Source organism: Nocardia sp. NPDC046473, assembly GCF_040645995.1.
GTDB lineage: Bacteria > Actinomycetota > Actinomycetes > Mycobacteriales > Mycobacteriaceae > Nocardia.
Genome location: NZ_JBEYZJ010000001.1, coordinates 91,415 through 116,183 on the forward strand (window position 1 = coordinate 91,415; position 24,769 = coordinate 116,183).

23 protein-coding genes are annotated in these 24,769 nt (G+C 66.9%); 7 read left to right on the forward strand and 16 right to left on the reverse strand.

Annotation, left to right across the window (positions count from 1 at the left end; translation table 11 throughout):
- Positions 1–8 precede the first annotated feature (8 nt).
- Together ABZ942_RS00450 and ABZ942_RS00455 are read right to left on the reverse strand one after the other, a co-directional pair.
- Positions 9–710 carry a CoA pyrophosphatase gene (locus ABZ942_RS00450; protein ID WP_357377527.1) on the reverse strand — a complete coding sequence of 234 codons (702 nt, stop codon included), beginning with the start codon at positions 708–710 and terminating at the stop codon, positions 9–11.
- Between the two features lie 27 nt (positions 711–737).
- On the reverse strand, positions 738–1,583 hold the full coding sequence (locus tag ABZ942_RS00455) for a DUF1206 domain-containing protein (RefSeq protein WP_357377528.1): 846 nt from the start codon (positions 1,581–1,583) through the stop codon (positions 738–740).
- Positions 1,584–1,983: 400 nt separating this feature from the next.
- On the opposite strand from ABZ942_RS00455, the gene ABZ942_RS00460 reads away from it, so the two are divergent.
- Positions 1,984–3,411: a hypothetical protein gene (locus tag ABZ942_RS00460; protein ID WP_357377530.1), complete on the forward strand. Its 1,428-nt coding sequence runs from the start codon at positions 1,984–1,986 to the stop codon at positions 3,409–3,411.
- Position 3,412: 1 nt separating this feature from the next.
- Here ABZ942_RS00460 and ABZ942_RS00465 read toward each other — a convergent pair whose 3' ends face one another.
- The 4 genes from ABZ942_RS00465 to ABZ942_RS00480 form a co-directional block, all read right to left on the reverse strand.
- Positions 3,413–3,550, reverse strand: a complete 138-nt coding sequence (locus ABZ942_RS00465) for a hypothetical protein (protein ID WP_357377532.1) — start codon at positions 3,548–3,550, stop codon at positions 3,413–3,415.
- Positions 3,547–4,920, reverse strand: a complete 1,374-nt coding sequence (locus ABZ942_RS00470; RefSeq protein ID WP_357377534.1) for an OFA family MFS transporter — start codon at positions 4,918–4,920, stop codon at positions 3,547–3,549. The genes ABZ942_RS00465 and ABZ942_RS00470 overlap by 4 nt, the downstream gene beginning before the upstream one ends.
- 172 nt (positions 4,921–5,092) lie before the next feature.
- Entirely contained in the window at positions 5,093–6,064 is a 972-nt protein-coding gene (gene sph / locus ABZ942_RS00475; RefSeq protein ID WP_357377536.1) for a sphingomyelin phosphodiesterase, read from the reverse strand.
- A gap of 228 nt (positions 6,065–6,292) precedes the next feature.
- Positions 6,293–7,351 (reverse strand): metallophosphoesterase, encoded by a 1,059-nt coding sequence (locus ABZ942_RS00480; RefSeq protein ID WP_357377538.1) that lies wholly within the window; start codon positions 7,349–7,351, stop codon positions 6,293–6,295.
- Between the two features lie 210 nt (positions 7,352–7,561).
- Between ABZ942_RS00480 and ABZ942_RS00485 the strand changes: the two genes are divergently transcribed.
- Both ABZ942_RS00485 and ABZ942_RS00490 read left to right on the forward strand, forming a co-directional pair.
- Positions 7,562–8,020 carry an SRPBCC family protein gene (locus ABZ942_RS00485; protein ID WP_357377540.1) on the forward strand — a complete coding sequence of 153 codons (459 nt, stop codon included), beginning with the start codon at positions 7,562–7,564 and terminating at the stop codon, positions 8,018–8,020.
- Between the two features lie 91 nt (positions 8,021–8,111).
- The gene (locus ABZ942_RS00490; protein WP_357377542.1) at positions 8,112–8,666 is read left to right on the forward strand and encodes a cysteine hydrolase family protein; all 555 of its coding nucleotides are present in this window, start codon (positions 8,112–8,114) and stop codon (positions 8,664–8,666) included.
- A gap of 127 nt (positions 8,667–8,793) precedes the next feature.
- On the opposite strand, the gene ABZ942_RS00495 is transcribed toward ABZ942_RS00490, so the two are convergent.
- On the reverse strand, positions 8,794–9,435 hold the full coding sequence (locus tag ABZ942_RS00495; protein ID WP_357377544.1) for a hypothetical protein: 642 nt from the start codon (positions 9,433–9,435) through the stop codon (positions 8,794–8,796).
- A gap of 745 nt (positions 9,436–10,180) precedes the next feature.
- Here ABZ942_RS00495 and ABZ942_RS00500 point away from each other — a divergent pair.
- The 4 genes from ABZ942_RS00500 to ABZ942_RS00515 all read left to right on the forward strand — a co-directional run bounded on the left by ABZ942_RS00500 (position 10,181) and on the right by ABZ942_RS00515 (position 13,956).
- On the forward strand, positions 10,181–11,164 hold the full coding sequence (locus ABZ942_RS00500; RefSeq protein ID WP_357377546.1) for a hypothetical protein: 984 nt from the start codon (positions 10,181–10,183) through the stop codon (positions 11,162–11,164).
- A gap of 50 nt (positions 11,165–11,214) precedes the next feature.
- Entirely contained in the window at positions 11,215–12,195 is a 981-nt protein-coding gene (locus tag ABZ942_RS00505; RefSeq protein WP_357377547.1) for a TauD/TfdA family dioxygenase, read from the forward strand.
- Between the two features lie 45 nt (positions 12,196–12,240).
- On the forward strand, positions 12,241–13,428 hold the full coding sequence (locus ABZ942_RS00510) for a methyltransferase (protein WP_357377549.1): 1,188 nt from the start codon (positions 12,241–12,243) through the stop codon (positions 13,426–13,428).
- A gap of 75 nt (positions 13,429–13,503) precedes the next feature.
- Positions 13,504–13,956, forward strand: coding sequence for a hypothetical protein (locus ABZ942_RS00515; RefSeq protein WP_357377551.1), 453 nt, complete (start codon positions 13,504–13,506; stop codon positions 13,954–13,956).
- A gap of 2 nt (positions 13,957–13,958) precedes the next feature.
- Here ABZ942_RS00515 and ABZ942_RS00520 read toward each other — a convergent pair whose 3' ends face one another.
- The 9 genes from ABZ942_RS00520 to ABZ942_RS00560 form a co-directional block, all read right to left on the reverse strand.
- A complete protein-coding gene (locus tag ABZ942_RS00520) occupies positions 13,959–14,636 on the reverse strand; it encodes a GntR family transcriptional regulator (protein WP_357377553.1) in 678 nt (225 codons plus the stop codon).
- 43 nt (positions 14,637–14,679) lie between these two features.
- Positions 14,680–16,110, reverse strand: coding sequence for an amino acid permease (locus ABZ942_RS00525; RefSeq protein ID WP_357377555.1), 1,431 nt, complete (start codon positions 16,108–16,110; stop codon positions 14,680–14,682).
- A 43-nt stretch (positions 16,111–16,153) separates the two neighbouring features.
- Positions 16,154–17,155 (reverse strand): proline racemase family protein, encoded by a 1,002-nt coding sequence (locus ABZ942_RS00530; protein WP_357377557.1) that lies wholly within the window; start codon positions 17,153–17,155, stop codon positions 16,154–16,156.
- Entirely contained in the window at positions 17,148–18,641 is a 1,494-nt protein-coding gene (locus tag ABZ942_RS00535) for an FAD-dependent oxidoreductase (RefSeq protein ID WP_357377559.1), read from the reverse strand. The genes ABZ942_RS00530 and ABZ942_RS00535 overlap by 8 nt, the downstream gene beginning before the upstream one ends.
- Positions 18,638–18,952: a (2Fe-2S)-binding protein gene (locus tag ABZ942_RS00540; protein WP_357377561.1), complete on the reverse strand. Its 315-nt coding sequence runs from the start codon at positions 18,950–18,952 to the stop codon at positions 18,638–18,640. The genes ABZ942_RS00535 and ABZ942_RS00540 overlap by 4 nt, the downstream gene beginning before the upstream one ends.
- Positions 18,953–19,106: 154 nt before the next feature.
- The gene (locus tag ABZ942_RS00545; protein ID WP_357377563.1) at positions 19,107–20,321 is read right to left on the reverse strand and encodes an FAD-dependent oxidoreductase; all 1,215 of its coding nucleotides are present in this window, start codon (positions 20,319–20,321) and stop codon (positions 19,107–19,109) included.
- Complete coding sequence (locus ABZ942_RS00550; protein WP_357377565.1) at positions 20,318–21,790, reverse strand: aldehyde dehydrogenase (NADP(+)); 1,473 nt, start codon at positions 21,788–21,790, stop codon at positions 20,318–20,320. The genes ABZ942_RS00545 and ABZ942_RS00550 overlap by 4 nt, the downstream gene beginning before the upstream one ends.
- A gap of 41 nt (positions 21,791–21,831) precedes the next feature.
- Positions 21,832–22,743: a dihydrodipicolinate synthase family protein gene (locus ABZ942_RS00555; RefSeq protein WP_357377567.1), complete on the reverse strand. Its 912-nt coding sequence runs from the start codon at positions 22,741–22,743 to the stop codon at positions 21,832–21,834.
- Between the two features lie 267 nt (positions 22,744–23,010).
- Complete coding sequence (locus tag ABZ942_RS00560) at positions 23,011–24,489, reverse strand: alpha/beta fold hydrolase (RefSeq protein WP_357377569.1); 1,479 nt, start codon at positions 24,487–24,489, stop codon at positions 23,011–23,013.
- Positions 24,490–24,769: the final 280 nt, after the last annotated feature.

Below are 24,769 nucleotides of genomic sequence, written 5' to 3' on the forward strand. Positions count from 1 at the left end.
ACTCGGCGTCAGTGCTGAGTCCAGTCGGGTTGGGTGAAGTGGGCTACTCGGGCGTCGGCGTGATCGCGCCCGAGTAGCACGACCTCGCGGAACTGCCAGAGCAGCGCGCCGGTGGGGGCATGAATGGTCATGCCCTCGCCGAGCCGCATCTGCAGCAGGCCAACACTTTCCGGGACGGATGCCGCCGCGTCGCGCAGTTCGGGCTGCGGCACGGCCTCGTGCCGAGCGACCCAGTGCGGTACGTCGTCGGCGACCAGTCGGGCGAGCCGAACCAGGTGCACGGAGTGAACTTCGTCGGGGCTCGGCTTCAGATCAGCGGTATCAGCCAACGCGGCGACGAAAGGGGTGATCACGAAACCCGAAGCCGCGGGGAAGTCATCGAGCCTGCCGAGCAGGTCGGCCGGGGTGGCGGTCAGGCCGAGTTCCTCGTGCAGCTCGCGCAATACGGCCTGCTCCGCGGTCTCACCCGCGTCCAGCCGACCGCCCGGCAATCCCCACTGCCCAGCATTGCGCCCACGGTAGGCCCGCCTGATGACGACTACCGACGGTGCGCCGTCGCTTTCGCCGACGACACACAGCAGCACGGCCGCCCGCCGAATACCCGGGGCGTCGGGAACTTCGGTGTGCGGGAATTCGCGCAGCCGGGTGCGCGCGAGACCGCGGAACTCGTGCACGGTCTCAGGTACCGGCGGTCCGGTGGTAGGGCCCATACCTCGATCTTGCCCCACCGCCGATCACTACATCCTGGCGTAGCGCGCCATGACGAAGCTGTAGAGACCATAGGTGATGATGCCGAGACCGGCCACGACCAGCAGAATCACGCCATAAGGCTGCGCCCCAAGGGTTTTCAACGCCCCATCGAGCCCGGCGGCCTTACCCGGCTCCGCATGCCCCACGGCGAGGATCACCAACAACCCGATAGCGGCAACAGCGAGACCCTTCGCGAGGTATCCGGCCATACCGAGCCGCCGCACCAGGTCACCGGTGTTGCCATCGAGGTCTTTGAGGAACTTCCGGCTGATCCCCTTGTACACGTGGTATCCACCAATCCCGATGATGATCAGTCCGGCTACGACGAGCGCGACCTTGCCCGCCGTATTCTGCATCAACCGCCCGGTGATTCCGGCACTCTGCTGGCTGCTGGATTTGCCACTGCCGCGTGCGAATCCGAACGCGGACAGGGCGAACGAGAAGTAGATCACTGCCAGCGAAAACGCCTTGACCCGATGGAACGCCTCTTTCTTCTTATTATCGGCTTCGGGTTTCGACGCACTACCGAAGACCGCCTCCGCAATCCGCCACAGCCCCATCAGCAGGAACGCGAAAACACCGATCCACATGACGATCACGCCGCCAGGTTTGCTGACCAACTCTGCCATGGCCCCCGACTGGTCGGCGTTGCCCCCCGACCCGCCGAGCGCAATCCGGATCGCGATGTACCCGACGATCAAATGAACGATCCCCGTCATGACGAACCCGCCCCGCGCAAACCGCTCGAACACCCCGTTCTGCGCGATCCGCCCCGCCGCAGACGACGTCTTCCCACCCCCGGCCCGCTCCGTCCCAGCCGACAACCCACTCATCAGACGCCCTCATCTCCGTCGAACCGAACGTCCGGCAGATACCCGGCGACGCGGGATCGAAACACCGGACGAGCGGCCGTCCCGCGCAACATCGAGCCGCGCTGCGGGTGCCCCGCCCGGCGAACCAAAACTTACGGGTTATTTATGTGGTCGTAATCACCGGTGTTCGGGATCGGCGGTTACGGTAGATTAACGAATGAGTACTCGTATTCGGTGGGAGCGTTTTGCTTTCCAATCCGGCGGGGAGACAACCTGTGTCGGATGCGTGACTATTCGGTGCGAATAACCGGAATCCGCTGATTGGGCGTATTGCCCGAAATTCTCGATACCGACGAGCGGGTCGGTCTCGGCCGCGGACGAAGACGTGATCGATCGCGCGGCCTGAGGTACAGGAGCGTTCATGGCAACCATCACTCGCGGCTTCCGGGCCGATCGGGACAACATCAGTCGCCAGGGTGGGGCCTCGTCGGCTGCGCCGGTGTATGTCAATCTCACCGACAAGGCGTTCCTGCGGCTGCACCACGGTTACGGCATGCCCGTTGTCACGCAGACGCTGACCGTGCTGGGCTGTCGGCCGAGCGACGAGCAGCTGAATGCGATGTACGAGCTGCTGAAGTCCGGGCCGTTGACGCGGCGGGTGCACCGCCCGGCGGTACCGTTCGCGCGGGCGCGCTGGGTGCATGCCGACACCGCGCTGCCGCTGTATGTCGCGCCCGATCCGATCGATGCGGCCGACGCGTTGACGTGGGCGAACGAGCAGGGGCAGTATCGGCTCGATCCCGATGGGGGATACGGGTGGCGATTGTCGGCGGTGCCAACGCATTCCGGTGGCATGGTCGTCTGCCTGACCAAGTCGCACGCGGTCGCCGACGGCCATGCGGGATTGCTGGCCGAAGCCGGCTTGGTCGACCCACAACTCGCCACTAGCGGCGGTCTCGATGCTCGGGTCGGCCTGTGGGACGAACTCGCCGACGGTGCGCACCGCGGCATCACCGTTGCGCGACAGGCCGTTACGGAGATCAGGCGGGCCGCCCGCGATCCCCGGCACCGCGCGGCCGTGCGCGCGGCACTGCTCTCTCGCACGCCGGAACCCGAACCGGACCCACAGGGTTGGCGCGAGCAGTCAGCGGTCGTCACCTTCGATGCGGCGCAATGGAAATCGGCGGCCGCACGCGACGGCGGCACGACCAACACGCTGTATCTGGCGTTGACCGCCGACCTGCTGCGCCGCTGCCCGCTGATCGACAACATCCCGCCGGTCCTGACGCCCGCCGTGCGGATCCTGCGCGCACACGATCAGCAGGACGCGAATTCGTTCACCAGGGTGCCGGTGGTGGTGCAGCGCGACTGGCTGGACAGCCACGACCTGACCGCGCTGCGCGCGGTGAGCAAGGCGGCGTTCGAGGCGGTCGCGACGGTCGGTTCCGGCGTGCTCTCACAGCCGCGCCAGATGCCACCCGATCTGCTCGACGTGCTGCCCGACGGCGTCGTGCACCGACTGCTGGAGACGGTGCCGATCACCGTCGGAATGTGTTCCAACATGGGCGTGCTCGACTCGTACATCGCGCCGCAACTCGGCCACTTCGAGCCGTCGCTACACATGAAGCGCGCCGTGGTCCAGGGCCTCGACGCACCGCGCACCGCCAGGCAACCGGTCGCGCTGGCGACCTGGCTGTCGGAATCCGGCGGTCGGATCCACTGGTCGCTGGAAGCCTTCAAACCCGAGATGGCGCACACCGCAGCGGAATTAGCCGACCAAGCGAAGAAGGTGGCCAGGTCGTGGGGACTGCACCCGCTGCATGTCTACACCGGTGACACGACCACCTGACTTACTGGAACAGCTTGAGCAAGTTCACGATCAAGCGATCCAGCCCGTAGGCGAAGGGCGCGGCGACCCACAGCCAGGCGAAGATCAACAGCGGAATTCGCCGCGGCGCGGCCGTTTCGGCGTTGTCTAGTTCGGTCATGCGGGGCTTCCCTCCGTGCGATCGGCCGCCGTGGGGGCCTTCCGATGGTGTTTCGCCGCCACCGGGCGAATCAGTTCGTTGGCGACAAAGCCGACGCAGAGCAGGGCGATCATGATGGCGAAGGAGGGGCCGTACAGTGCCGGCCCCGTCTTTCCGTGCCGCGCACCGGAATCCGCGATGGCGTTGACGATCAGTGGCCCGGCGACACCGGCCACCGACCACGCGGTGAGCAGCCGACCGTGGATCGCACCCACCTGGTAGGTCCCGAACAGATCCTTGAGATACGCCGGCACCGTGGCGAATCCACCGCCGTAGAACGACAGGATCACCATCGCGCCGAGAATGAACAGCGGCTTGTTGGTCTGCCCGACCGACCACACCATCGCGTAGGCGATCGCGCCGACGCCGAGGTAGATCCGGTACATGTTCTTGCGGCCGATCACGTCCGACAGCGACGACCAGCCGATCCGCCCGGCCATATTGGCCGCGGACAGCACCGCGACGAAGCCCGCCGCGGCAGCCGCCGTCACCGGCGTCGAGGTCTGCTTGAAGAACTCGACCACCATCGGCGCCGCCTTCTCCAGGATGCCGATGCCCGCGGTCACGTTGAAACACAACACAATCCACAGCAGCCAGAACTGCGGCGTCCGGATCGCGTCGTTGGCCGTGACGTGATGGTCGCTGACCAGCTTCGCCGTTTTCGCCTGCGGCACCCAGCCAGTCGGTTGCCATCCCGGCGGCGGCACCCGCACGAGCAAGACGCCGACCGACATGAACACCGCGTAGACCAAGCCCATGACCAGGAAGGTCTCGGCGATGCCGACGTTGTCCTTGCCGAAGGTCGAGAGCAGCTGGGTCGTCCACGGCGACGCGATCAACGCACCACCACCGAAGCCCATGATCGCGAAACCCGTTGCCATGCCCGGCCGATCGGGAAACCAGCGGATCAGCGTGGAGACGGGGGAGATGTACCCGATACCGAGCCCGATCCCGCCGACGAACCCATACCCGAACACGATGAGCCAGTACGCATTCGCGTACGCGCCGACCGCCGAGATCAGCAACCCGGACGAGAAACACACCAGCGAAACGGTCATCGCCCACCGCGGCCCCCGCCGCTCGACCAGCGTCCCGCCGAAGGCCGCCGACAACCCGAGCATCACGATCGCGATCTGGAACGGCAGCGCACTCCCGGTCCCCGAGATGTCCATCGCCTTCTCCAACGGCGGCTTGAACACACTCCAGGCATACGCCTGCCCGATCGCAAGATGAATCGACAGCGCGGCGGGCGGCACCAGCCAGCGGCTCCACCCCGGCGGCGCGATTACCCGGGCATACCCGGTGGCACCGGCGTCGGCAACTGTGGTCATGAAACGTCTCCACTCTCGCTGTGTGGCGATCATAGGACGCGCGACCCGGTTCCGTGGCAACAACTTTCAGTCCCCACCACCGGCCCGAAACCAGTGCCCAGGATTTGTCCCTGATCAGCGGGAACCCCGTCCGCCCCGGATGACACCGGGGCGGACGGGGTCATGCAGCGGATCAGACGCCCGCGGTTACCGGGTAGTGGTCGGACAGGTTGGTGTAGGTGTAGTCCTTGCCCTGGCTGGTTACGGTCCAGGCGGGACAGGTCTCCTTGACGACGCGGTTCTGCCAGCTCGCGGGCTTGGCGTGGCCCTTGCGGTGCAGGACGTAGTCGAGGTCCTCGCGGGGGTCGCTGGGGTAGCGGTAGTTCGCGATCGAGTTCTCCTTGGTGTCGAAGGAGTACGGGTGGCCGGTGCGGGCGGTGGCGGGCTCGAGGCGGGCGTCGGCGAGCATCGAACCGTATTCGGCACTGTGCGAGTCGACGTTCAGATCGCCGGCCAGCAGCACCTGTTCGGTCGCGGGGATGTTCTTCGCGGCGAGGAACGCGTCGATCTCCTTGAACTGCAAGGACCTGTCGCGCGCGGCCTCACCGGCGGCACAGCCGGAGTCGGTGGACTGACTGTGCGTGCCGACCACGTGCACCTTGCTGCCGTTGACCGACAACACCACGTAGGCGATGCCCTTGTTGGCCCACCAGTCGGCGCCGCAGGCATCGGCGAAGATGAACTGCTCCTTGCGGATGATCGGCCACTTGCTGAGGATGGTGACGCCGCCGTCCTCCGGCGTCGCGGCACTGTACTTGCCGCCGGTGGCGTCCCAGCCGTCCTTCGAACGGCCGACGACCGGCGTCTGATTCGGGTATTCGGCCTTGGCTTTCGCCTTCAGCGCGTCGGAGGCCTCGTTGTCGAACATCTCCTGCAGCACGACAACGTCGTTGCCCTTGAAGAAGTCGGTCTTCGGGATCTCCGCGGCCCGATGGTCCTGGCCCCAGTTGGGGTACAGGTTCTTGCTCATCAGGAAGGTGTTGTACGTCAGCACCCTGAGTTCAGGGGTCGATGCGGGTGCTGCGGAGGCCTGCGGGGCACCCACCATGAGGGTGGTGGCGAGTGCGGCGATGATGCTGAGCCGGGTGGGCTTTGGTAGCGGCATGGCACTTCCTCGAATCTCATAGATTCCGGATCGGGCAGAGGTCGAGTCGACCAGGCGGCGATGACGCGTTCGTGACGTTTTCATGATCATCGGTCCGCTATCGGACGTCGGATCGATGGCAAACTGGACGAATCATCCGGGGCCGGGCCGAATCTCGGGATTGTGCGGGGTAGCACAAAGTGGCCCAACAAGTTTGACCTCACCTGCCGGGCTGCGAACTGGGGAAAATCAGCGTTGACGAACGTGGGTATAGGCCGGTCGCGCCGTTCCACTCGCGGGATCGACGGTGTAGGCGTCGAGGGTGACCGCACCGCGGCGAATCTTCGCGATCATGAAGCCGAGGCTCGAAAAGTCCTGCCAGAAAGACTGATTCGTGATCGCGGACGAGCCGTCGTTCTGCTTGGCGGAGGCGCCGCAGACGATCTGCTGGGTGCCACGGGCCGCGCCGGCGGTATCGAGGATCTGCAGCGTGTGGTCGTGGCCGGAGAGGATGTAATCCGCTCTGCCGCAGACGACCTCTTCGAAGAGCTCCTTCAGGTGCCTGCCACTCATGTAGTCGCCGACGGTGACGCCGTCGTAAGCGCCTGCGTTGCCGTGCTTTCCGTTGTTGCGATACGGATGGTGGGTCAGCACGATCTTCCATGTCGCGCGGGACGCGGTCAGCGCGCGATCCAGCCACTGGCGCTGCTGACGCATGTAGGGACCGTTCCACTGATAGTTCGGATCGGTCTGCAGCACCGTCGAAGAGACGGGAACGGTGTCCAGCGCGAAGAATTCGACCAGCGGCTCGCCCGAGGTCGGCAGCGCCACCTGGTAATACCGGGACGGCATGTACCAGCGGGCGGAGCGTCGATGGTAGGCGACCTCGTGATCGCCCTTGCTCGGATTTCCGCCGCTGCCGGGGAAGGTCCCGCTGCAGTCGTGATTGCCGAGCACCATCAACCACGGCACGTCGATGCCCGCGTTGGGTTGTTCGAACTTCGTCGAGAACTCGTCGTCGTCATCGGTTTCCGCGCCGTCCTCGTAGATGTTGTCGCCGAGCCCGACCGCCAGCGACACCCTCTCGGCCTGGCAGATCCGCTTCGCCGCGGTGGCCACCGCGCGCTGCCCGGCTTCACCGGTGCCCGCGTCGCCGGTGATCAGCACATTGATGTCCGGGCCGGTCGGCATCGGAAACTTGCTGTCCGCGTTGGCGATACCGGGTAGCGCCAGGCTCCCGGCGAGGACACTCGCGCCGACCAGCAGTCCGCGCCTGGAAATACACAACTGGGTATAACGATCGTTCACTTACAGTCTCCCCTGTCCGGTGGATTGAAGTGACAACGTTTAACTGGGCTGAACGAACTGCGCGCGGTGAACATGGGACGAATCCGCCTCTTTCGGGCAAACAGGAGGTTGCGGACACGCCCGTCTGATGCATCGGATCTGCGAGACGGGCGAGGTGATCACGGCCGCACACCTGGCGCGACCCGGCCGCGAGATGCTTCGATCAGGAGCATGACGGACAACATCGAGCCTTCGCGCACCGTGACCGCCAGCCGCGACATCGCGGCCACGCCGGAACAGGTCTTCGAGCTGATCGCCGACCCGGCGCAGCAGCCGCTGTGGGACGGCAACGAAAACCTGGCGAAAGCCGTGGCGGAGCAACGGATCCGCGCGGTGGGTGACGTGTTCACCATGACGCTCACCACCGGCGCCGACCGCGACAACCGCGTCGTCGAGTTCGAAGAGGGCCGTCGCATCGCCTGGCTGCCGTCGGTACCGGGCGAGCAGCCGCCGGGCCACCTGTGGCGCTGGGAGGTCGAGCCCATCGACGAGACGCATACCCGCGTCACCCACACTTACGACTGGTCGCAACTGACCGACGAGAAGCGCATGGTCCGCGCCCGTGCCACCACGCCCAGCAAGCTGCAGGCATCGCTGGACCGATTGGCCGAACTCGCCGAGCGTCGGTGAATTCGTTTGCGGGACATCTCGGGTCGACGGTAATTGTCGGTGGCCTGGTCTACCGTGATCCGCGTTGTCAGGCCAGCAGAGGAGACCAATCATGACCGTGCTGTCGGATCGACCCAACACCGCGTTGCTGGTGATCGACGTCCAGAACGGCGTCGTGGCCGAGGCGCACCAGCGGGACGCCGTCGTCGCCACCATCGCCGAGCTTGTCGACAGGGCGCGCGAGCAAGGTGCGCCGGTCGTCTGGATTCAGCACAACTCCGAGGAGTTGGTGCGGGGGAGCGAGAGCTGGGAGTACGTCCCGGAGCTGGTTCGACTGGAGTCGGAACCGTTGGTGCACAAGATGTTCGGTGACTCCTTCGAGGATACCGACCTGGCAGAGGTGCTGTCGAAGGCCGGTATCGGACGCCTGGTGGTGACCGGTGCCGAGACCGATGCCTGCGTCAGGTCCACCATCCACGGCGCGTTCGCCCGCGGCTACGACGTCACCCTCGTCGGTGACGCGCACACCACCTTCGACAAGAGTCAGTGGGGCGCCCCGCCGCCGGAGCAGGTCATCGCGCACACGAACCTCTACTGGCACTACCAGACGGCGCCGGGCCGCACTGCCGCGGTGACGAACGCCGCCGACGTCACATTCACCAGCTGAGCGATGCCGGCGCCGGCATCGGGCAACTGGGGATTCTACCCAGAGGGCCCGCATAGCGAAGTGACGAAACCGCAAGGCCCGCATACAAAGTTCTGTATGCGGGCCCCGCGGTCGGGTTCGATCGGAGTTACGGGCCGACGGTGATCGGCTGCGACGGATCGCTGGTGTTCTTCAATACCAAGGTGGCCGACACCGTGCCCGAGGTGGCAGTCGGGCAAAGGAGACCACCGGTGATGCTGACCGGCGCCGAACCATTGCTGGTCACCGTCGACGGGTTGCCGTTCGTGAAGGTGCCTGCCACCGTCGCGGGCCCGTTCGGCGCGACCACGGTGGTGCAGGTGGCCAATCCGCTGTTGTGGACCGTCATTCCGCCCTTGGGAATCGTCAGGCTACCGACGATCGGCGCTCCGTTCTGCACCGAGACCGACCAGGTGCCGCTGGTGGTGACCGTGGCGGTGAGGCCGGGCAGGTTGGTCGAGCAGTCGCTGATGCTCGGTGCGCCGATCTGCACGGTCACCGGGCCGCTCGGGTTCTGATTGTTCGGTGCCGTCGGCACCGAACCGGTCGCGGTGACGGTGTTGCAGGTGACGGTCACCGGGCCTGCCGTGGCGGTCACGGCGCCCTGGTTGGTGGCCGAGACGGCAGCGCCGGCCGGGCCGAGCGTGGTCGAGCCCGCGGCCTGTGCCGGACCGGCGCCGAGGGCCACCGCGGCCGCTGTACAACTCACCGCGGCGAGCGACACCCGTGCGAAGAATAGTTTGCTGAGCATTGCACACTCCTTTTGAGTAAAGACAGTGAATCGAATGAACAACATGGCAGCGAATTGAACGTGCTGTCGATTAAAAAGTTACCGGCCATTACTACGTGACATCAATAGCTGAGACGTCGGGTTACAGCGAAATCATCAACTCCGCCGGAATGCCGCATGCCGGATAATTGGGCGTAGAATGGCGCAAAAAGCCTGCTCGGTGAGACTTCCAGTCTTGCAAGGTAATCCGCGATCCGGACGGGATCCGGAAGCCTGCTGGGCGGTTTTCTTAGCAAGATCTATTATTGCTGAACGGAGGTCTTATTGCATGGAAGAAATCGCGCTATAGGCTCGAGTTCTGGGAGGCGCTACGCATACTGCGGAGCGCGGGTCAGATGCGGGAATTGTGGCGAGAAGGCGCAGGCGCATCCATTTGCGATGGAGTTGGATCGAAGACTGAGCGCTGGGTAGGCAGACCGCCGACGATCCGCTGTACATGATCGGCCGAACCGGGAGCACTCGGCACGGGGGTCGATCGAGCCACGCTCGAGATAGCTGACCAGACAACGGAATTCGTGGCGTCGACCAATGGGACAACCCAGCGGAACGACCGTGTTCCGGATATCCTCAGCACATGGGTACCTCGGTGGCAGACCCGCATCCGCCCGTGGCCGTATTCCGGGGACTGAGGGACGGAGGAACCGTCCCGCAGTTGAACTCTCATATCCGATCGGAAGCGCAACGAACCGCGCTGACACTGACCGAAGTGCCGACACATGCCGGTCCCAGTGAACGCACCGCGGCCCTACAACGAGCGGCGGCTGCGGCAGGTGAGCTGGTCAACGCGCTGGCGGCGCAGTCGGGGCCCATCGTCGGCGAGAAGCTGCCCGCCGAATCGGTGAGCCAGTCGTTCTTTCGGGTCCGTGAGGTGGACCTGACCGATCAGCAGGCCGCTCTGCACGGAGTCCTGGTTGTCCATCGCGGTCTGCGTGATCTCTGTCGAGCCCCGCTGTCGGGTGCCGACTTGGCGGGGGAGGTCGCGGGGCTGCGGCAGGCCACCCTCGACCTCACCGGTACCGCGGCATCCGACGGGCCGGCCGTCGAGTCCCTGCCCGGCGCACAGGCAACCGACGGCATCTCGCTGGAGCGCGAGTGGACCGCGCGCTGGCTCGTCGGGCACCAGGTCCACGTTCTGTTCAACATCTGCGCGGCGGTCGCGGTAACCGACGCCGCACAACATCTTCGCGACGGCGCGACCGATGCCGCCTTGGCCAGGCTCGACCACGCGACCACCTATGTGCGCGGCTTCCCCGCGGCGATGACCCACGCCAGCACCATCCCGGTGGAGTACTACATGGCCTCGGTGCGCCCGACCATGCAGCCGCCGGATGTCTCGATCCCGTTGAGCGGCCGCCAACATCGCGGCTACAAGACCTTCCGCGGCGCGATGAAAGACCTGCTCACCGTAGTCCCGGACACCTTCACCGAGCTGCACGCCCGCGACCCCGAACTCGCTGAAGCCAGGGACGCGCTGCTCGAAGCCGACCTGGTGGACAGCGAACGCCATGTCACGCTTGCCTATTCGATGGTGCGGTTGCGCCGCTCCATCGCGCAGTTGCCCACCGGACCCGACAATGCCGTCGGCGAACTCCGGCTGATGCGGCACCGCCGCGCCGCCCAATACGCGCCGCTGATCCGCTTCGGCGACCACTACCTCGCCGACGTCATCACGACCCGCAGGCAACGCTGATCAGTCGAGAGTGATTCGCCGCCTTCACCTTTCCGAGCCAGGAGCGAGCGTTGACGTACGAGATCACCGAAACTGCGGTCGTCGACGTGGATTTGGGCCATGCCGACACGGCCGAGATCGACCGGGTAGCGCGCACGCTCTGCGGTGCGCAGGACCGGGTGGACGATCCCGAATGGGTCGCTCGCGCAAGACATTCCTGGGATGCGTTGCCTCTTCCGCTGCGCCGCAGCGTCCGCGAATTCCGGCGGCATTCCGGTGCGCGTGGCACGCTGCAGATCAAGGGTCTGCCGGTCGACGAGGCGATGCTGCCCGCCACGCCGTCGACCCCGGATTCGGTGCAGCGGGCCGCGACCGTTTCCGCCGCGGTGCTCGCCATGCTGGCCTGCGGGCTCGGCGATCCCGCCGCGTATCTCGCCGAGAAGTCCGGCGCCCTCGTGCAGGATGTCGTGCCGGTGCGCGGCAAGGAAACCTTCTCGGGCAACGCCGGTTCGGTGCTGCTGACCTTCCACAACGAGAACGCCTTCCACCAGCACGAACCCGACTACGTGCTGCTGCTGTGCCTGCGCGCCGACCACGACCGGATCGCCGGACTGCGCACCGCCTGCCTCCGCGAAGCGCTGCCACTGCTGACACCCGCGAGCCGCGAAACACTGTTCGCCCCGGAATTCATCACCGCGCCGCCGCCGTCCTTCCCCTCGGACAGCGAAGCCCGCGCACCGAAACCCCTGCTGTCCGGCGCCGTCGAAGACCCGGATATCCGCATGGCCACCATCGCGACCACCCCGCTCACTCCCCGCGCCGAAGCGGCACTGACCGAATTCGGCCAGGCTTGCAACACGGTCGCGCATATCACCCGACTCGCCCCCGGCGACCTCGTCATCGTGGACAATCGAGTCACCGTGCATGGCCGCACTGCTTTCCACCCCCGCTATGACGGCGCGGACCGCTGGGTACAACGCACGTTCGCGATAGCCGACCTCCGCCGTTCCCGCGACCACCGCCCAGACGACGGCTACGTGATCGCCCGATGATCAGCAGCTAGTGGCCCGAGGTCAGTACATCCGAGGAGTTGCACGATGGCACATCCCAAGAGCCCGACCGAGGACCGCGCACCGGTGCCGGATCCGGCGAATCCCGCCGTGCTCGACCCGGCCCCTGGCGCACGCACCGGCGATCTGCGCCGCGAGCAATTGCTGATGCGGGCATTTCAGAGCCGGATCGGCGGCCCGCTGCTGCGACGCTTCGCCGATCCACAGCAGATCCTGGAGACCGGGATGGGGTTCTGGCCCTCCCGGGTCGTGCTCACCGCGGTCGAGTACGGCGTGTTCACCGAGCTGGCGGTGCGTCCGCTGTCGCAGCAGGAACTGATGGACCGGCTGGACTGGCAGCCGCGCGCGGCGGGCCCGTTCCTCAGTGCGCTGGTCGACATCGGTCTGCTGCGGCGCGACCGTGCTGGGATATATACGAATTCGCGGCAGGCCGCGCTGTTCCTGGACCGCGCCAAGCCGAGCTACATCGGCGGGCTGATGGAGCTGTCGAGCACGCGACTCTACGATCTGTGGTCCGGGCTGGGCGATCTGCTCCGGACCGGCAAGCCGGGAGCCGAAGAGGAACAAGGGGAGAGCGAGTTCTTTTCCTCGCTCTACGGCGATCAGGTAGCGCTGCGGAAATTCCTGGCGGGCATGACCGGAATCTCGACCGGCGAGGCGATGCTGATCGCCGCGCGCTTTCCGTGGCGGCGGTTCCAGACCTTCTTGGATGTCGGTGCGGCCCAAGGGGCGCTGCCGGTTCGGGTCGCGCTCACTCACTCCCACATCAGCGGGGTCAGCTACGACCTGCCCGCGGTGCAGCCGATCTTCGAGGCGTACGTCGCATCGTTCGGGCTCGGCGACCGGATCCGATTCGTGTCCGGTGACATGTTCGGCGGTCCGCTGCCCAGTGCGGACGTGATCAGCTTCGGCCACGTGCTGCACGGCTACAGCGAAACCGTGCGGCGCGAATTGATCGCCAAGGCCTTCGAGGCCGTCCCGCCCGGCGGCGCACTGCTCGTCTACGACGCGATGACCGACCCCGATCGCAAGAACAACCTGGTCAGCTCCCTGTCCAGCCTGAACATCATGTTGGAGATGCGCGAAGGCTTCGAGGCCACCACCACCCAGTGCGCGGGCTGGCTGCGGGACGCGGGCTTCGTGCACATCAAGAAGCAGCACCTGATCGGTCCCACGTCAATGGTGTTCGGGCGCAAGCCAGGACGCTTGGCGTAGTCGGTCGAACGACGGATACAGACCGACCGCTGCGGCCCCTAACGTTGGCCTCATATGGCTCACCTCAGGAACCGCATGACAGGTCTGATCGCTCCCGCGAAGGTCGGCATTGTGCTCACCGCCGCGGCGCCGATCAACACGGTGGCCGCCGCGGTGCACATGGCGGCCACGAGGAATCCCTCGTTCACCGAACGCAGGCTCAAGTACTACAAGACGCCCGGGATCGGCGAGTTCTGGACGGTGCGCGCGCTGAATCCCGGCGACGCCCGCAGGCTGCTGGCCGACCATGAGCCCGCGATGGCGATGGTGATCGGCGCGGGCGGCGGCCTGCAGATCCAGACAATGTTCTATGTCGCGGGCAACGGCACCCGGGTCTCGTTCCTGGCGATCAACCATGACGTGAACGGATTCCTGCAGATCGCCAGCGCGTTCTGGTGGGCCGACACGCTCGCGAAAAGAACCGCGGAATTTCTCGCGGAGTCGGATGTGTCCAGCGAGCTTGAGACAAAGAGAATGCGGAGCCGATAGTCCTACGGAACATCCTCATCGGGTGCGTTCCCGGCCGCCCAGATGCCGCGAACGTGCCCGATGTGCTTGCGCAGGAACTGCTCCAGCTCCTCGTCGTGGCGTTGCTCGACCAGGTCGATGATCGTGTGGTGCTCCTGCGCCGACTTGTCCAGCTCGCCGCGCTCGACGAGCGCGGCGAGGCCGAACAGCCGGGTCTGCGCGCGCAGGTCGCCGACGATCTGTGACAGCCGCGGATTGTGGCAGTAGTCCAGCAGCATCAGGTGGAACTGCCGGTCGGCGTCGACGTATTCGACCAGATCGCCGCGCTTGGCCGCGTCGACGATCTTGTCGGCCTGATTCCGCAGCCCCGGAATATCGGACTCGGGGATATCGCCGACGATCGAGCGCACACTCGGCGGCTCCAGCAGCATCCGGATCTTGGCGATCGAGTCGAGGTCGGCATCGGAGATCTCGGTGACCCGGAAACCCTTGTTCGGTACCGAGATCACCAGTCCCTGCTTGACCAGATCCAGCATCGCCTCGCGTACCGGCGTCGGCGAAACCCCGAAGCGCTCCGACAACCACGGCGCCGAGTAGAGCACTCCGGGCTCGAGCTCACCGGAGATGATCGCCGCTCGCAGCGCATCCGACACGTGATCGCGCAGCGTGGGCCGCTTGGGTATATCCAACCGTTCGATCATCAAGGGCGCTCCGGGTTTCTCCTGTGTGCGAGCACGACTTCTATCAGGTTAGTGAACTGTCGACGTCGTTCAGCTTTGAGTTCCGGTAGCTGAAGGCTACGTACACCCCGAGGCCGAGCAGCAGCCAGACGACGAACCGCAGCCAGGTGACCCAGGTGAGGTGGCTGATCAGCCAGATCGAGAAGACGATGCCGATCAGCGGCACCACCGGCACCCACGGCGTGCGGAACGCGCGTTCCACCTCCGGGCGGGTCCGGCGCAGCCGCATGACGCCGAGCGCCACCACGATGAACGCCATCAGGATGCCGACATTGGTGAGCTCGGCGGCCTCTCGGATCGGCAGGAATCCGGCGATCAGCGCCGACACGATGCCGACCGGCCAGATCACCCGCGTCGGCACCTTGCGCACCGGGCTGGACTTGGCGAAGTAGGACGGCAGCAGACCGTCGCGGCTCATCGCGAAGCCGACCCTGGTCACCGCGAGCATATTGGCGAACGCCGAGGTGGTGACGCCGACGACCGCGCCGACCGCGATGATCAATCCGAGGACGCCCATGCCGACCGAGTCGAACGCGCTGGAGAACGGCGAGGAGACATTGATGTCGGTGTAGTTGACCATCCCGACGATGACCAGACAGACCAGCAGATAGACCACCGACGCGATGCCGAGGCTGATCATGATCGCCTTGGGCATCAGCTTCTTGCCGTCCTTGGACTCCTCCGCCGCGGCGCTCATCGCGTCGTAGCCGTAGACCGCGAAGAAGGCCAGCGCGGCACCGGAGACCGCGCCGCCGACGCCGAACGGGAAGAACGGCTGATAGTTGCCCGACTTGATGTGAAATGCGCCCGCCACCACCACGATCGCGACGATCACCATCTTCAACGCGACGAGTCCCGTTTGCACGCGGGCGGATTCGCGGGTGCCCCGCGACAGCAGGAACGCCAAGAGCAGGCAGAGCAGCACGGCGAACAGGTCGACCTTGTGCCCGGATCCGGTGCCCGGCGCACCGAGCGCCCAAGTGGGCAAATCGAATCCGATGTAGTGGGTGATGTAGTTCAGGTACCCGGACACCGCGATCGCGACGACCGACACGATGGCGGTGTACTCCAGCAACAGATCCCAGCCGATCATGAAGCCGATGATCTCGCCGAGCGCCACATAGGAGTAGGTGTAGGCCGAACCGGCGCGCGGAACCATGCCCGCGAACTCGGCGTAGCAGAGCCCGGCCGCACCGGACGCGATGATCGCGATGGCGAACGAGACCAGCACCGCCGGACCCGCGACCTCGTTGGCCACCACACCGGCCAGCGAGAATACCCCCGCGCCGACCAGTCCGCCGAGGCTCAATGCGACCAGTTGCCACAGCCCCATACTCTTCTTGAAATCGCCTGTGTCGGCGACGATTACCGGCATTCGGCGCAGGACGCCGCTCTTGGTGAGCGGCGGGCGTGCGGGTCTGGTGACTGTCTTCATTGACGGGCCTCTCGAGGTGGAGCAGTGGAGCGGGTGGTGACGGTTAGAAGACGAAGCCCTCGGGGAAGGGATCGGTGGGGTCGAGGAGATAGTTCGCGGTGCCGGTGAGCCAGGCGCGGCCGGTGATGGTCGGCACGATCGCGGGGTGATCGCCGACGGTGGTGGTTTCCACGGCGCGGGCGTAGAAGGTGGTGCCGATGAACGAATCGTTCTGTAGCACTTGGTCTTCGGTGAGGAAGCCGCGGGCGTGCTGGCGGGCGAGCAGGGCGGAGGTGCCGGTGCCGCAGGGGGAGCGGTCGAACCAGCCGGGGTGGATGGCCATGGCATGGCGGGTGTGGGCAGGCTCGGACGCGGGATCGAGGAACAGTACGTGTTTGCATCCGGCGATGCGCTCGTCCTCGAGATGCACCGGCCGCCGGAACTCGTTGATGGCGGCCATGATTCGCAGGCCAGCGTCGAGGATGCGGTCCTTGTGCGCGCGGTCGAACGGCAGTCCGAGCTTGCCGAGGTCGACGATGGCGTAGAAGTTGCCGCCGTAGGCCATGTCGTAGCGCACCGCGCCGAGGCCGGGCACCTCGACCTCGTTGTCCAGGCTGTCGCAGTAGGCGGGCACGTTGCGCAGGGTGACCGAATCCGCGTGGCCGCCGGTCACCGCGACCGAGGCGACGACGCGTCCGGCGGGGGTGTCGAGGCGGATCTCGGTGACCGGCTCGGTCACCGGCACCATGCCGGCCTCGACCAAGGCGGTCGCGACGCCGATGGTGCCGTGCCCGCACATCGGCAGCAGGCCGCTGACCTCGATGAACAGCACGCCGTAGTGGCCGTCGTCGGTGGTCGCCTGCTGCAGGATCGCGCCGCTCATCGACGCGTGCCCGCGCGGCTCGTTGACCAGCAGCTTGCGCAATCCGTCGAGGTGCTCGATGAAGTGGATTCGCTTGGCCGCCATGGTGTCGCCGGGAATGGCGCCGATGCCGCCGGTGATCACCCGGGTCGGCATGCCCTCGGTGTGGGTGTCGATCGCCGAGATGATGGTGTTGCTACGCATCAGGACTGTCCTTCACTGTCGATTCGGGCGAGTTCAGGCAGGCTGCCGCCTTCGGGCCGGTCACGTACGCCGCGTCACTGTCGATGTCGGCGAGTTCACGCAACCGCACCGGAGCGGCCAGCGGACGCCAGGCGGGACTGGCTGCGGCGAGACCTGTTGTCGCGGTGGTCGCGTCGGCGGATGGACTGCCGCGCAACGCCTCGATGTTCGCCGCGCACATGCGACCTTGGCATGGGCCGAGTCCGGCGCGAGTGGCCAATTTGGCGCAGCGGTAGCCATCGCCCGCGGCGCTGGACCAGGCGGTGGTCAGCTCGCCGCAGGTGGTGCCCTCGCAGCGGCAGATGACGGTGTCCGGTCGAGACCAGCTGAGCACGCCGGGCCGGATCGGATGCGCGGCCGCGAGGCGGGCCACGAACTGTTCGGCCGTGCGATGGTGGACCCGCAGCGCCCGGTCCGGGGTGGCGCCCGCCGCGGCCAGTCCGGCGACGGTCCCCTCGACGGCGGCGACCTGGGCACCACCGATGCCGGTGATTTCGCCTGCCGCCCAAACACATTCGGCGCTGGTCTGCTGGTTGTCGTCGACCTGCACGAAGCCGTTCGTGGTGAGGTTCGCCCCGGCGGCGACGGCGAGTTCGTGCTGCGGGGTGAAGCCGTGCGAGACCGCGACCGCGTCCACCGGCACCGTGGTGTGGCTGCCGGGAATCGGCGTCCAGTTCTCGTCGAGCCGGGCGACGGTGGCTTCCTCCACCTGACCGTCACCGGCCACCGCGACCACCGCCTGCGCGGTGTGTAGCGGAATCCGATGCCGCACACCACAAGCCACGTACTCGATCAGTTCCAGGGCTTTACTCGCACTGTGCCGGAGTTCCCACGGTCGAGCGGCCCAGTGCCGCGCGATCTTGCGACCAGGGTTGGCCTCGAGCACCGCCCGCACCTGAGCGCCGTTCTCGGCCAACGATTGTGCGACCGGAAGGAGGAACGGACCGGTGCCGGAAAGCAATACGGACCGGCCGACCAACAGCCGCTGCGTCTTCGCGAGAGTTTGTGCGGCACCGGCGGTATAGACGCCGGGCAGATCCCAGCCGGGGAACGGGCACACTCGGTCGTAGGCGCCGGTGGCCAGAACCAGTGCGTCACCTTGCACGACGCGATGCTCCCGCCGATCACCCTCGACACCGATCAGCAAACGTACTGCGGGACAACCACCTTCGAGATGCCGCTCGATCTGGTATACGGCTGCCCACGGCAGGTACGCACAGCGCGGGTGCTCGATCAGCAGGCGAGCGCGGCGCGCGGCCGCGGCGTATCCGTGCCCGATGGCGAGCGGCTGACGGACGCCGTACGCGGCCGGGATGCGCCGGTGGTACTGTCCGCCGAGTGCCTCGTTCGAGTCGATCAGCGTCACCGTCGCACCCTGTCGCAGCGCGGAGTCAGCCGCCGCGGTGCCCGCCGGACCGCCACCGATCACCACTACATGTCGGCTCATTTCGTCTCTCCCGCTAGCCGGGTCTGCGTAGCGACGGTGTCGCCGTCGCGTGCCGGCCGGCGGCACAGCCGAACATCCGCAACGCCGTTGACGGTGGCGACGCAGTCGAAACACACACCGATGCCACAGAAGACGCCGCGCGGACTGCCGGTAGTCGCGGTGCGCCAGTGCGAACGTCCATCGCCGAGCAGCACCGTCGCGAGCGTCTGACCGTGCACACCAGCAACCGGCATGCCATCGACAGTCACAGTCAACGACCGATCACAGCGGCCAACCGGATCACCATCCGGACGAATCACATGCGGACTCACACCATCCCCCCATTCCGACCGAAGGCGACTTTCACCCTGTACAACCGACCAAAGGTCGCCCCCGGTCGAACATCCACCACCGACCGAAGGGCGCTTTCGGTCGGTCTGGACGACTGAAGGTGCCCTTCGGTCGAGTGGGGGGTGGTGGGTTCGGTCATTGGGATGCCTTCTGGGGGGTCGGTTCGGGACTGGTGAGGACGGCGGGGCGGTCGACGGCGAAGGGGGCGATGTCGACCTCGGCCGGGTGTCCGGTCAGGGCTGACGAAATCAGTTGGGCGGTACCGACGGACAGGCCGATGCCTGCACCCTCATGGCCGGTTGCGTGCCATAGGCCGGGGAGCCGCGGATCGGGGCCGATGACCGGGAGGTGGTCGTCTACGTAGGGGCGGAAGCCGCCATAGGCCCGCATTATCGCGACGTCGGCGAGGATCGGGTACAGCCGCAACGCCTTTCGGGCGATGGCGGCCAGGCTGTCCGGGCGTATCCGGTCATCGAAGCCGCACTGGCGCCGCGATGAGCCGAGCAGCAGCGGGCCGCCTCTGGTCGATTCGACCACCGCTGACGATTGCAAGGCTGCGTCCGAACTGCCAACGGCACCAACATAATCCGCGTCGTAGACTTTGTGGAACACGGTCGGTGGCATGGGTGCGGTGATCAGCACATCCCCACGTCGAGGCTTGATCGCGATCGGTGCGCCGAGTAGGTCCGACACCGCGCCCGACCACGGGCCGGCCGCATTGATCACGACATCGGCATGCCGCTGTCCGCGGGTCGTCTGCACGCCGATCAGTCGGCCGCCGCGGATCAGCGGCCCGGTGACCGCACAGCTGGTCTCGACCACCGCGCCTGCCGCGATGGCCGATTCGAGCAGCGCGGTCGCGGCGCCGGCCGGTTGAACTTGGGCGTCCTCGGGGTAGTACACGGCCGCGCATACGTCGCGAGTGAGTGCGGGCTCGGCCGCGGCCAACTGATCCGCGTCGAGGTGCTCGCAGCGAACCCCGGCACCACGCTGGCCGTCGGCGAACGCGGTCAATGCGGTGGCGCCGGCGTCGGTGGTGGCAACGACTATGCCGCCCTTGGGTTCCCATTCGACGGTCGCGCCGGACGATAGCCGTTCGAGGACGGCGAGCCACAGCCGCCGGGACAACTGGGCGAGCGCCAACTCGGGCCCCGGCCCCTTGTCCGAGACCAGCACGTTGCCTTCACCATGTGCCGTGGTGCCGGAGGCGACCCCGCCCCGCTCGCAGACGCGGACCGAGGCACCGTCCAGGGCAAGCCGATCCGCGAGTGCGCAGCCGATCATGCCGCCACCGATGATCAGGACGTCTGTTCCCCGCAGGGAAGTGGCGCGGGGCGCGGCTCCGGTCATTGTGCGCGTGCCCCGTTCACCGAGCGTGGCACGGAAAGTGGGTTGTCCGTGCGTAATTCGAGCGGCAGCAGGTCCTCGGGCACCGACTGATACGTCACCGGGCGCAGGAAGCGCGAAATCGCCGCGGTGCCAACGGAGGTCGCCGTCGGGGCCGTTGTCGCCGGGTAGGGACCGCCGTGCTGTTGGGCGAAGGTCACCGAGAGTCCGGTGGGCCAGCTGTTCCACAGCACCCGCCCGGCCGCGCCCACCGCGGCGGCGGTCAGCGCGCGGACGGTGTCGTCGACCTGGTCGCCGAAGATGGAGACCGTCAGTTGCCCGCCGACCGAGCGGGCCAGCTCTAGCAGTTCGTCAGTACTGCGATAGCTGACCAGAAGTGTTGCTGGGCCGAACATCTCGTGCAAGAGCGGGTCGCGATCGGACAGCACCGTGCGCGCCGTCGTGGCGAGCAGCAGTGCCTCGTCCGGTCCGCCGCCCGCGAGCAGTTCCACGTTCGGGTGTGCGCGTACCTGCTCGACGGAGCGGGTGAATCCGGCGGCGATCTCCGCGTTGAGCATGTCCCCGGTCGGCACCGGTCGGCTCCGGATCAGCTCGGCCAGCTCGCTGAAAACCGCCGATTCCTCGGGTATCGCGACCAAGCCCGGCTTGGTACACAGCTGACCCGCACTCGCGCTGACCGCAGTCAGCAGCCCCGACGCGATCTCCGCCATTCGGGTGCGCGCGGCCTGGTCGGTGACGAATACCGGGTTGATGGAGCCGAGTTCACCGTAGAACGGAATCGGCACCGGACGACGGGATGCCAGGTCGTACAACGCTCGCCCGCCCGCGGTGGAGCCGGTGAACGCCGCGGCGGCGACGGCAGGATGGGTGAGCACCTGCACCCCGGCGTCGCGGCCGAAGACGAGCCCGAAAGTCCCACTCGGCGCACCACATTCGGCAAGCACCCGATCTATCAACTGTCCGACCGCCCGGGAGAGCGCGGGATGCCCGGGGCTCGCTTTGACGATCACCGGGCATCCCGCCGCGAGCGCGGCGGCGGTATCGCCGCCCGCGACCGAAAAGGCGAACGGGAAGTTGCTCGCCGCGAAGTTCACCACCGGGCCGAGCGCGATGTTCATCCGCCGCAGATCCGGCCGCGGCGCACCCATCGGCCACTCGGGGTCCGCGGTGTCGATGCGCACGTCGAGGAAATCACCGTCGAGCACCACCTGTGCGAACAGCCGCAACTGGAAACTGGTGCGCTTCAGCTCGCCGAGCAGCCGCGGTTCGGACAGGTGCGTCTCCCGCATCGCCAACGGAATCAGCTCGGTGTCCTGCGCATCGAGCTGATCGGCGATACCGCGCAACACCCCGGCGCGGTCCGTCAGTGCCATTGCCGCCCAAGGTCCCGCGGCCGCCGCGGCTGCCGCGGCCATGGCATCGACCTGCGCCGCGGTGGTGTCGCGAACGGATTCGACCGTGCTCTCGGTCATCGACTGCTCCTCATCTTTCGTGTGCACCGGCTACGAACTGCCTACCGGTAGCCCTTGGCGAGCACGTCGCGGGTGTCCTCGGTGATCTTCGCGACCAGCTCCGGCGCCAGCGGAACCCGCGGTGGGCGGCACTTGCCACCCGGTCGGCCGGCCAGATCCATGGACAGCTTGATGGCGTGCACGAACTGTGGCTTCGAGTCCCAGCGCAGCAGTTTGTGCAGCTCGCGGTACAGCGGCAGCGCCTTGTCCAGATCCCGGTTCACCGAGGCGTTGTACAGCTCGACCGTCGCACGCGGGATCGCGTTCGGGTACCCGGACACCCAGCCGACCGCGCCCGCGATGCCGAGCTCCAGGACCACGTCGTCGGAGCCGACCAGCACGTCGAGTTCGGGTGCCAGTTCCTTGATCTCGTAGAAGCGCCGCACGTCGCCGGTGAACTCCTTGACCCCGACGATCAAGCCCTCGCCGTACAGTTCGGCCAGGATGTCGGGAGTCAGGTCGATGCGGGTATCGAACGGGTTGTTGTAGGCCACGATCGGCAGGCCGACCTCGGCCACGGTCCGGTAGTGATCGAGGATCGAGTCGCGTCCGCCGCGATAGGTGTTCGGCGGCAACAACATCACGGCCTGCGCCCCTGCCTCGGCGGCCTGCGCGGCCCACTTGCGCGCCTGCAACGCCCCGTATGCCGCGATGCCCGGCATCACGGTGAAGCCGTCCGGTGCGGCCGCGATGGCCGTCGTCACCACCCTGGCCCGCTCCTCGTCGTCAAGGGTCTGGTATTCGCCGAGCGACCCGTTCGGGCTCACCCCGTGGCAGCCGTTCGCGGCCAGCCACTGCACGTGCTGAGCGTAGGCGTCGTAGTCGACCGAGTAATCCTCAGCGAACGGCAGCGTCGTCGCGACCAGGATCCCGTGCCAGGGCTTGGTCACGGCTGAGGTGATCGGTTCGGACATGTGAAGCCTCCATCTGCGCGATTGTCCAGACCAACAGCCAGTCTGGATGTCATGTGACGTGTGACATTGCACAAGATAGCGAAGTGATCGCAGTCACGCAAGATGGGGAAAGTGACTGGCGACACGCGAGTTTCGAGGCCGTGCACATGCGGAAGCGCCCAGCCCCGACAACAGCTGCTGCCTCCCGCTTTCACGGGAATGGCATTGCGGCTGTTCGACTTTCGATCAGCGCGCGCTGTCTCGGGGCTGGGCGTCGGGCAGGCTGGATCAGCGGGGGATCGGGGTGACCGCGATGGCCGGGATCGAATCCACGCAGCCGGTCGGCCCGGTGTTGCCGGTTCGGATGAAGCGGGCTACCAGGTCGGTGACGCAGCCGCTGGGCTCCAGGTCGGGGACGTGGCCGGTGTTCGGGACGGACAGGAAGGTCGCGTTCGGGAAGCCGGCGGCCACCCGCTTGCCGTTCGCGTCCGGGGTGATGGCGTCGAGGTCGCCGGACATGACCAGCACCGGGACATTCGGCAGCGCGGCGACCGGGCGGCCGGGGTATGCGCTGGTGACGGCCGGCCACTGGATGCAGGCGTCACCGCCGTCGCGCACGCCCGCGCTGAATCCCGCTGCGCTGAAGGCGCCGACGCCGTCGGGTCCGGCCGTGGCGAGCCCGTCCCGGTACTGCTGTACCCGCTCGGCGGGCGAGGACTGACGCTGCCAGAGGTTGGGGTAGTCGTTGCAGGCGACGGTGATGAAGAGGTCGATGTTCTCGGCGGTCGGCTCACTGCCTGCCTGCTCGGCCCACTGCCGCAGCCCGGTGTCGTCGCCGTTGGCGGCGCCGTGCAGCGCGGCAGGTAGCGCGCCCATCAGGGTCGGCGATGTCGGATCGGCGCCGACATTGGTGCTGGCCACCTCGAAGACGAGGGTCGCGAGCTTGCTCTCGCTGAGCTGCAACGGATTACGGCCGGCGATGGTCAGCGGCTGAACGGCCAATCGCTGCGCCACGGTGCGCAGGTCGGCGACGGCGGTCGCGCCGTCACAAGCCCGGCTGCGATCGCAGATCCGTTGCAGCGCAAGTGATACCGCTTCGGCATTGGGCCGCGACAGCAGGTCGAAGTCGGGCGGGTAGGCGCCGGAGAGCACGATGGACTGCACGGTGTCGGGGTGGCGTTCGGCGTAGATCGGCATCAGGTAGGTGCCGTACGAGATGCCGTAGAGGACCAGTTTGGGGATGCCGAGCCGCGCGCGGATCGCGTCGAAGTCGTCGGCGGTGGCCGCCGAGGTGTAGCCGGCGGCGCGGGGGCCGAGCTGTTCGGCGCAGCGGGCCACCGTCTGCTGCTGGTATTCGCGAGTGCCGACCTCGTAGCCCGCCTCGTCCGCGCCGCAGTCCAACGGGCTGGACAGCCCGGTGCCGCGCGGATCGATGAGCAGCAGGTCGTGATCGTTGAGCAAGTGCGCGGACAGCTGAGTGGCCTGCGCGGCATGGTCGATCAGCGGGACACCGGGCCCGCCCGGGTTCGGGGCGATCGTGCCCGCGGCAGGCACGTCCAGATTGCTGCGCTTGATGAGTGCGTAACTCACTGCGATGGTGCCCAATTCGGGCTTGTCCGCGACCAGCGGTCGTGACTGCACGCCGCAATCGACCTGATGTCCCGGCACCGTCGGGCACCAGTCGGGACCGGCTGGTTCTCTGTCACCACACGCCGTGACCAGAGTCGTAGCGGCCAGTGCGGCTACCAGGCATGCGACTGCCCGCATTCCGTTGCGCATCCTCGAAATCCCTTCCCTCGGTACGTCTCCCACATTCAGCGGAGCGTTGAGAGAAATCCTGGACGGCCGAAGTCAATGGTCGGCGAGGGCCACGGAAGAATCACGTAAGAATCCGCACGCCCGAGTCCGAGCTGGATTCTTACCCGCTTCTGGCACCAGCTTCGTGCTGCCTTGCCGCGGGTCGGCGAGGGTTGGGCGATGCGCGCGAGAACCAGCGTGGCCATCATTGGCGTCCGTCGCGGTGACGGCGGTCACGAAGTGAACAGGC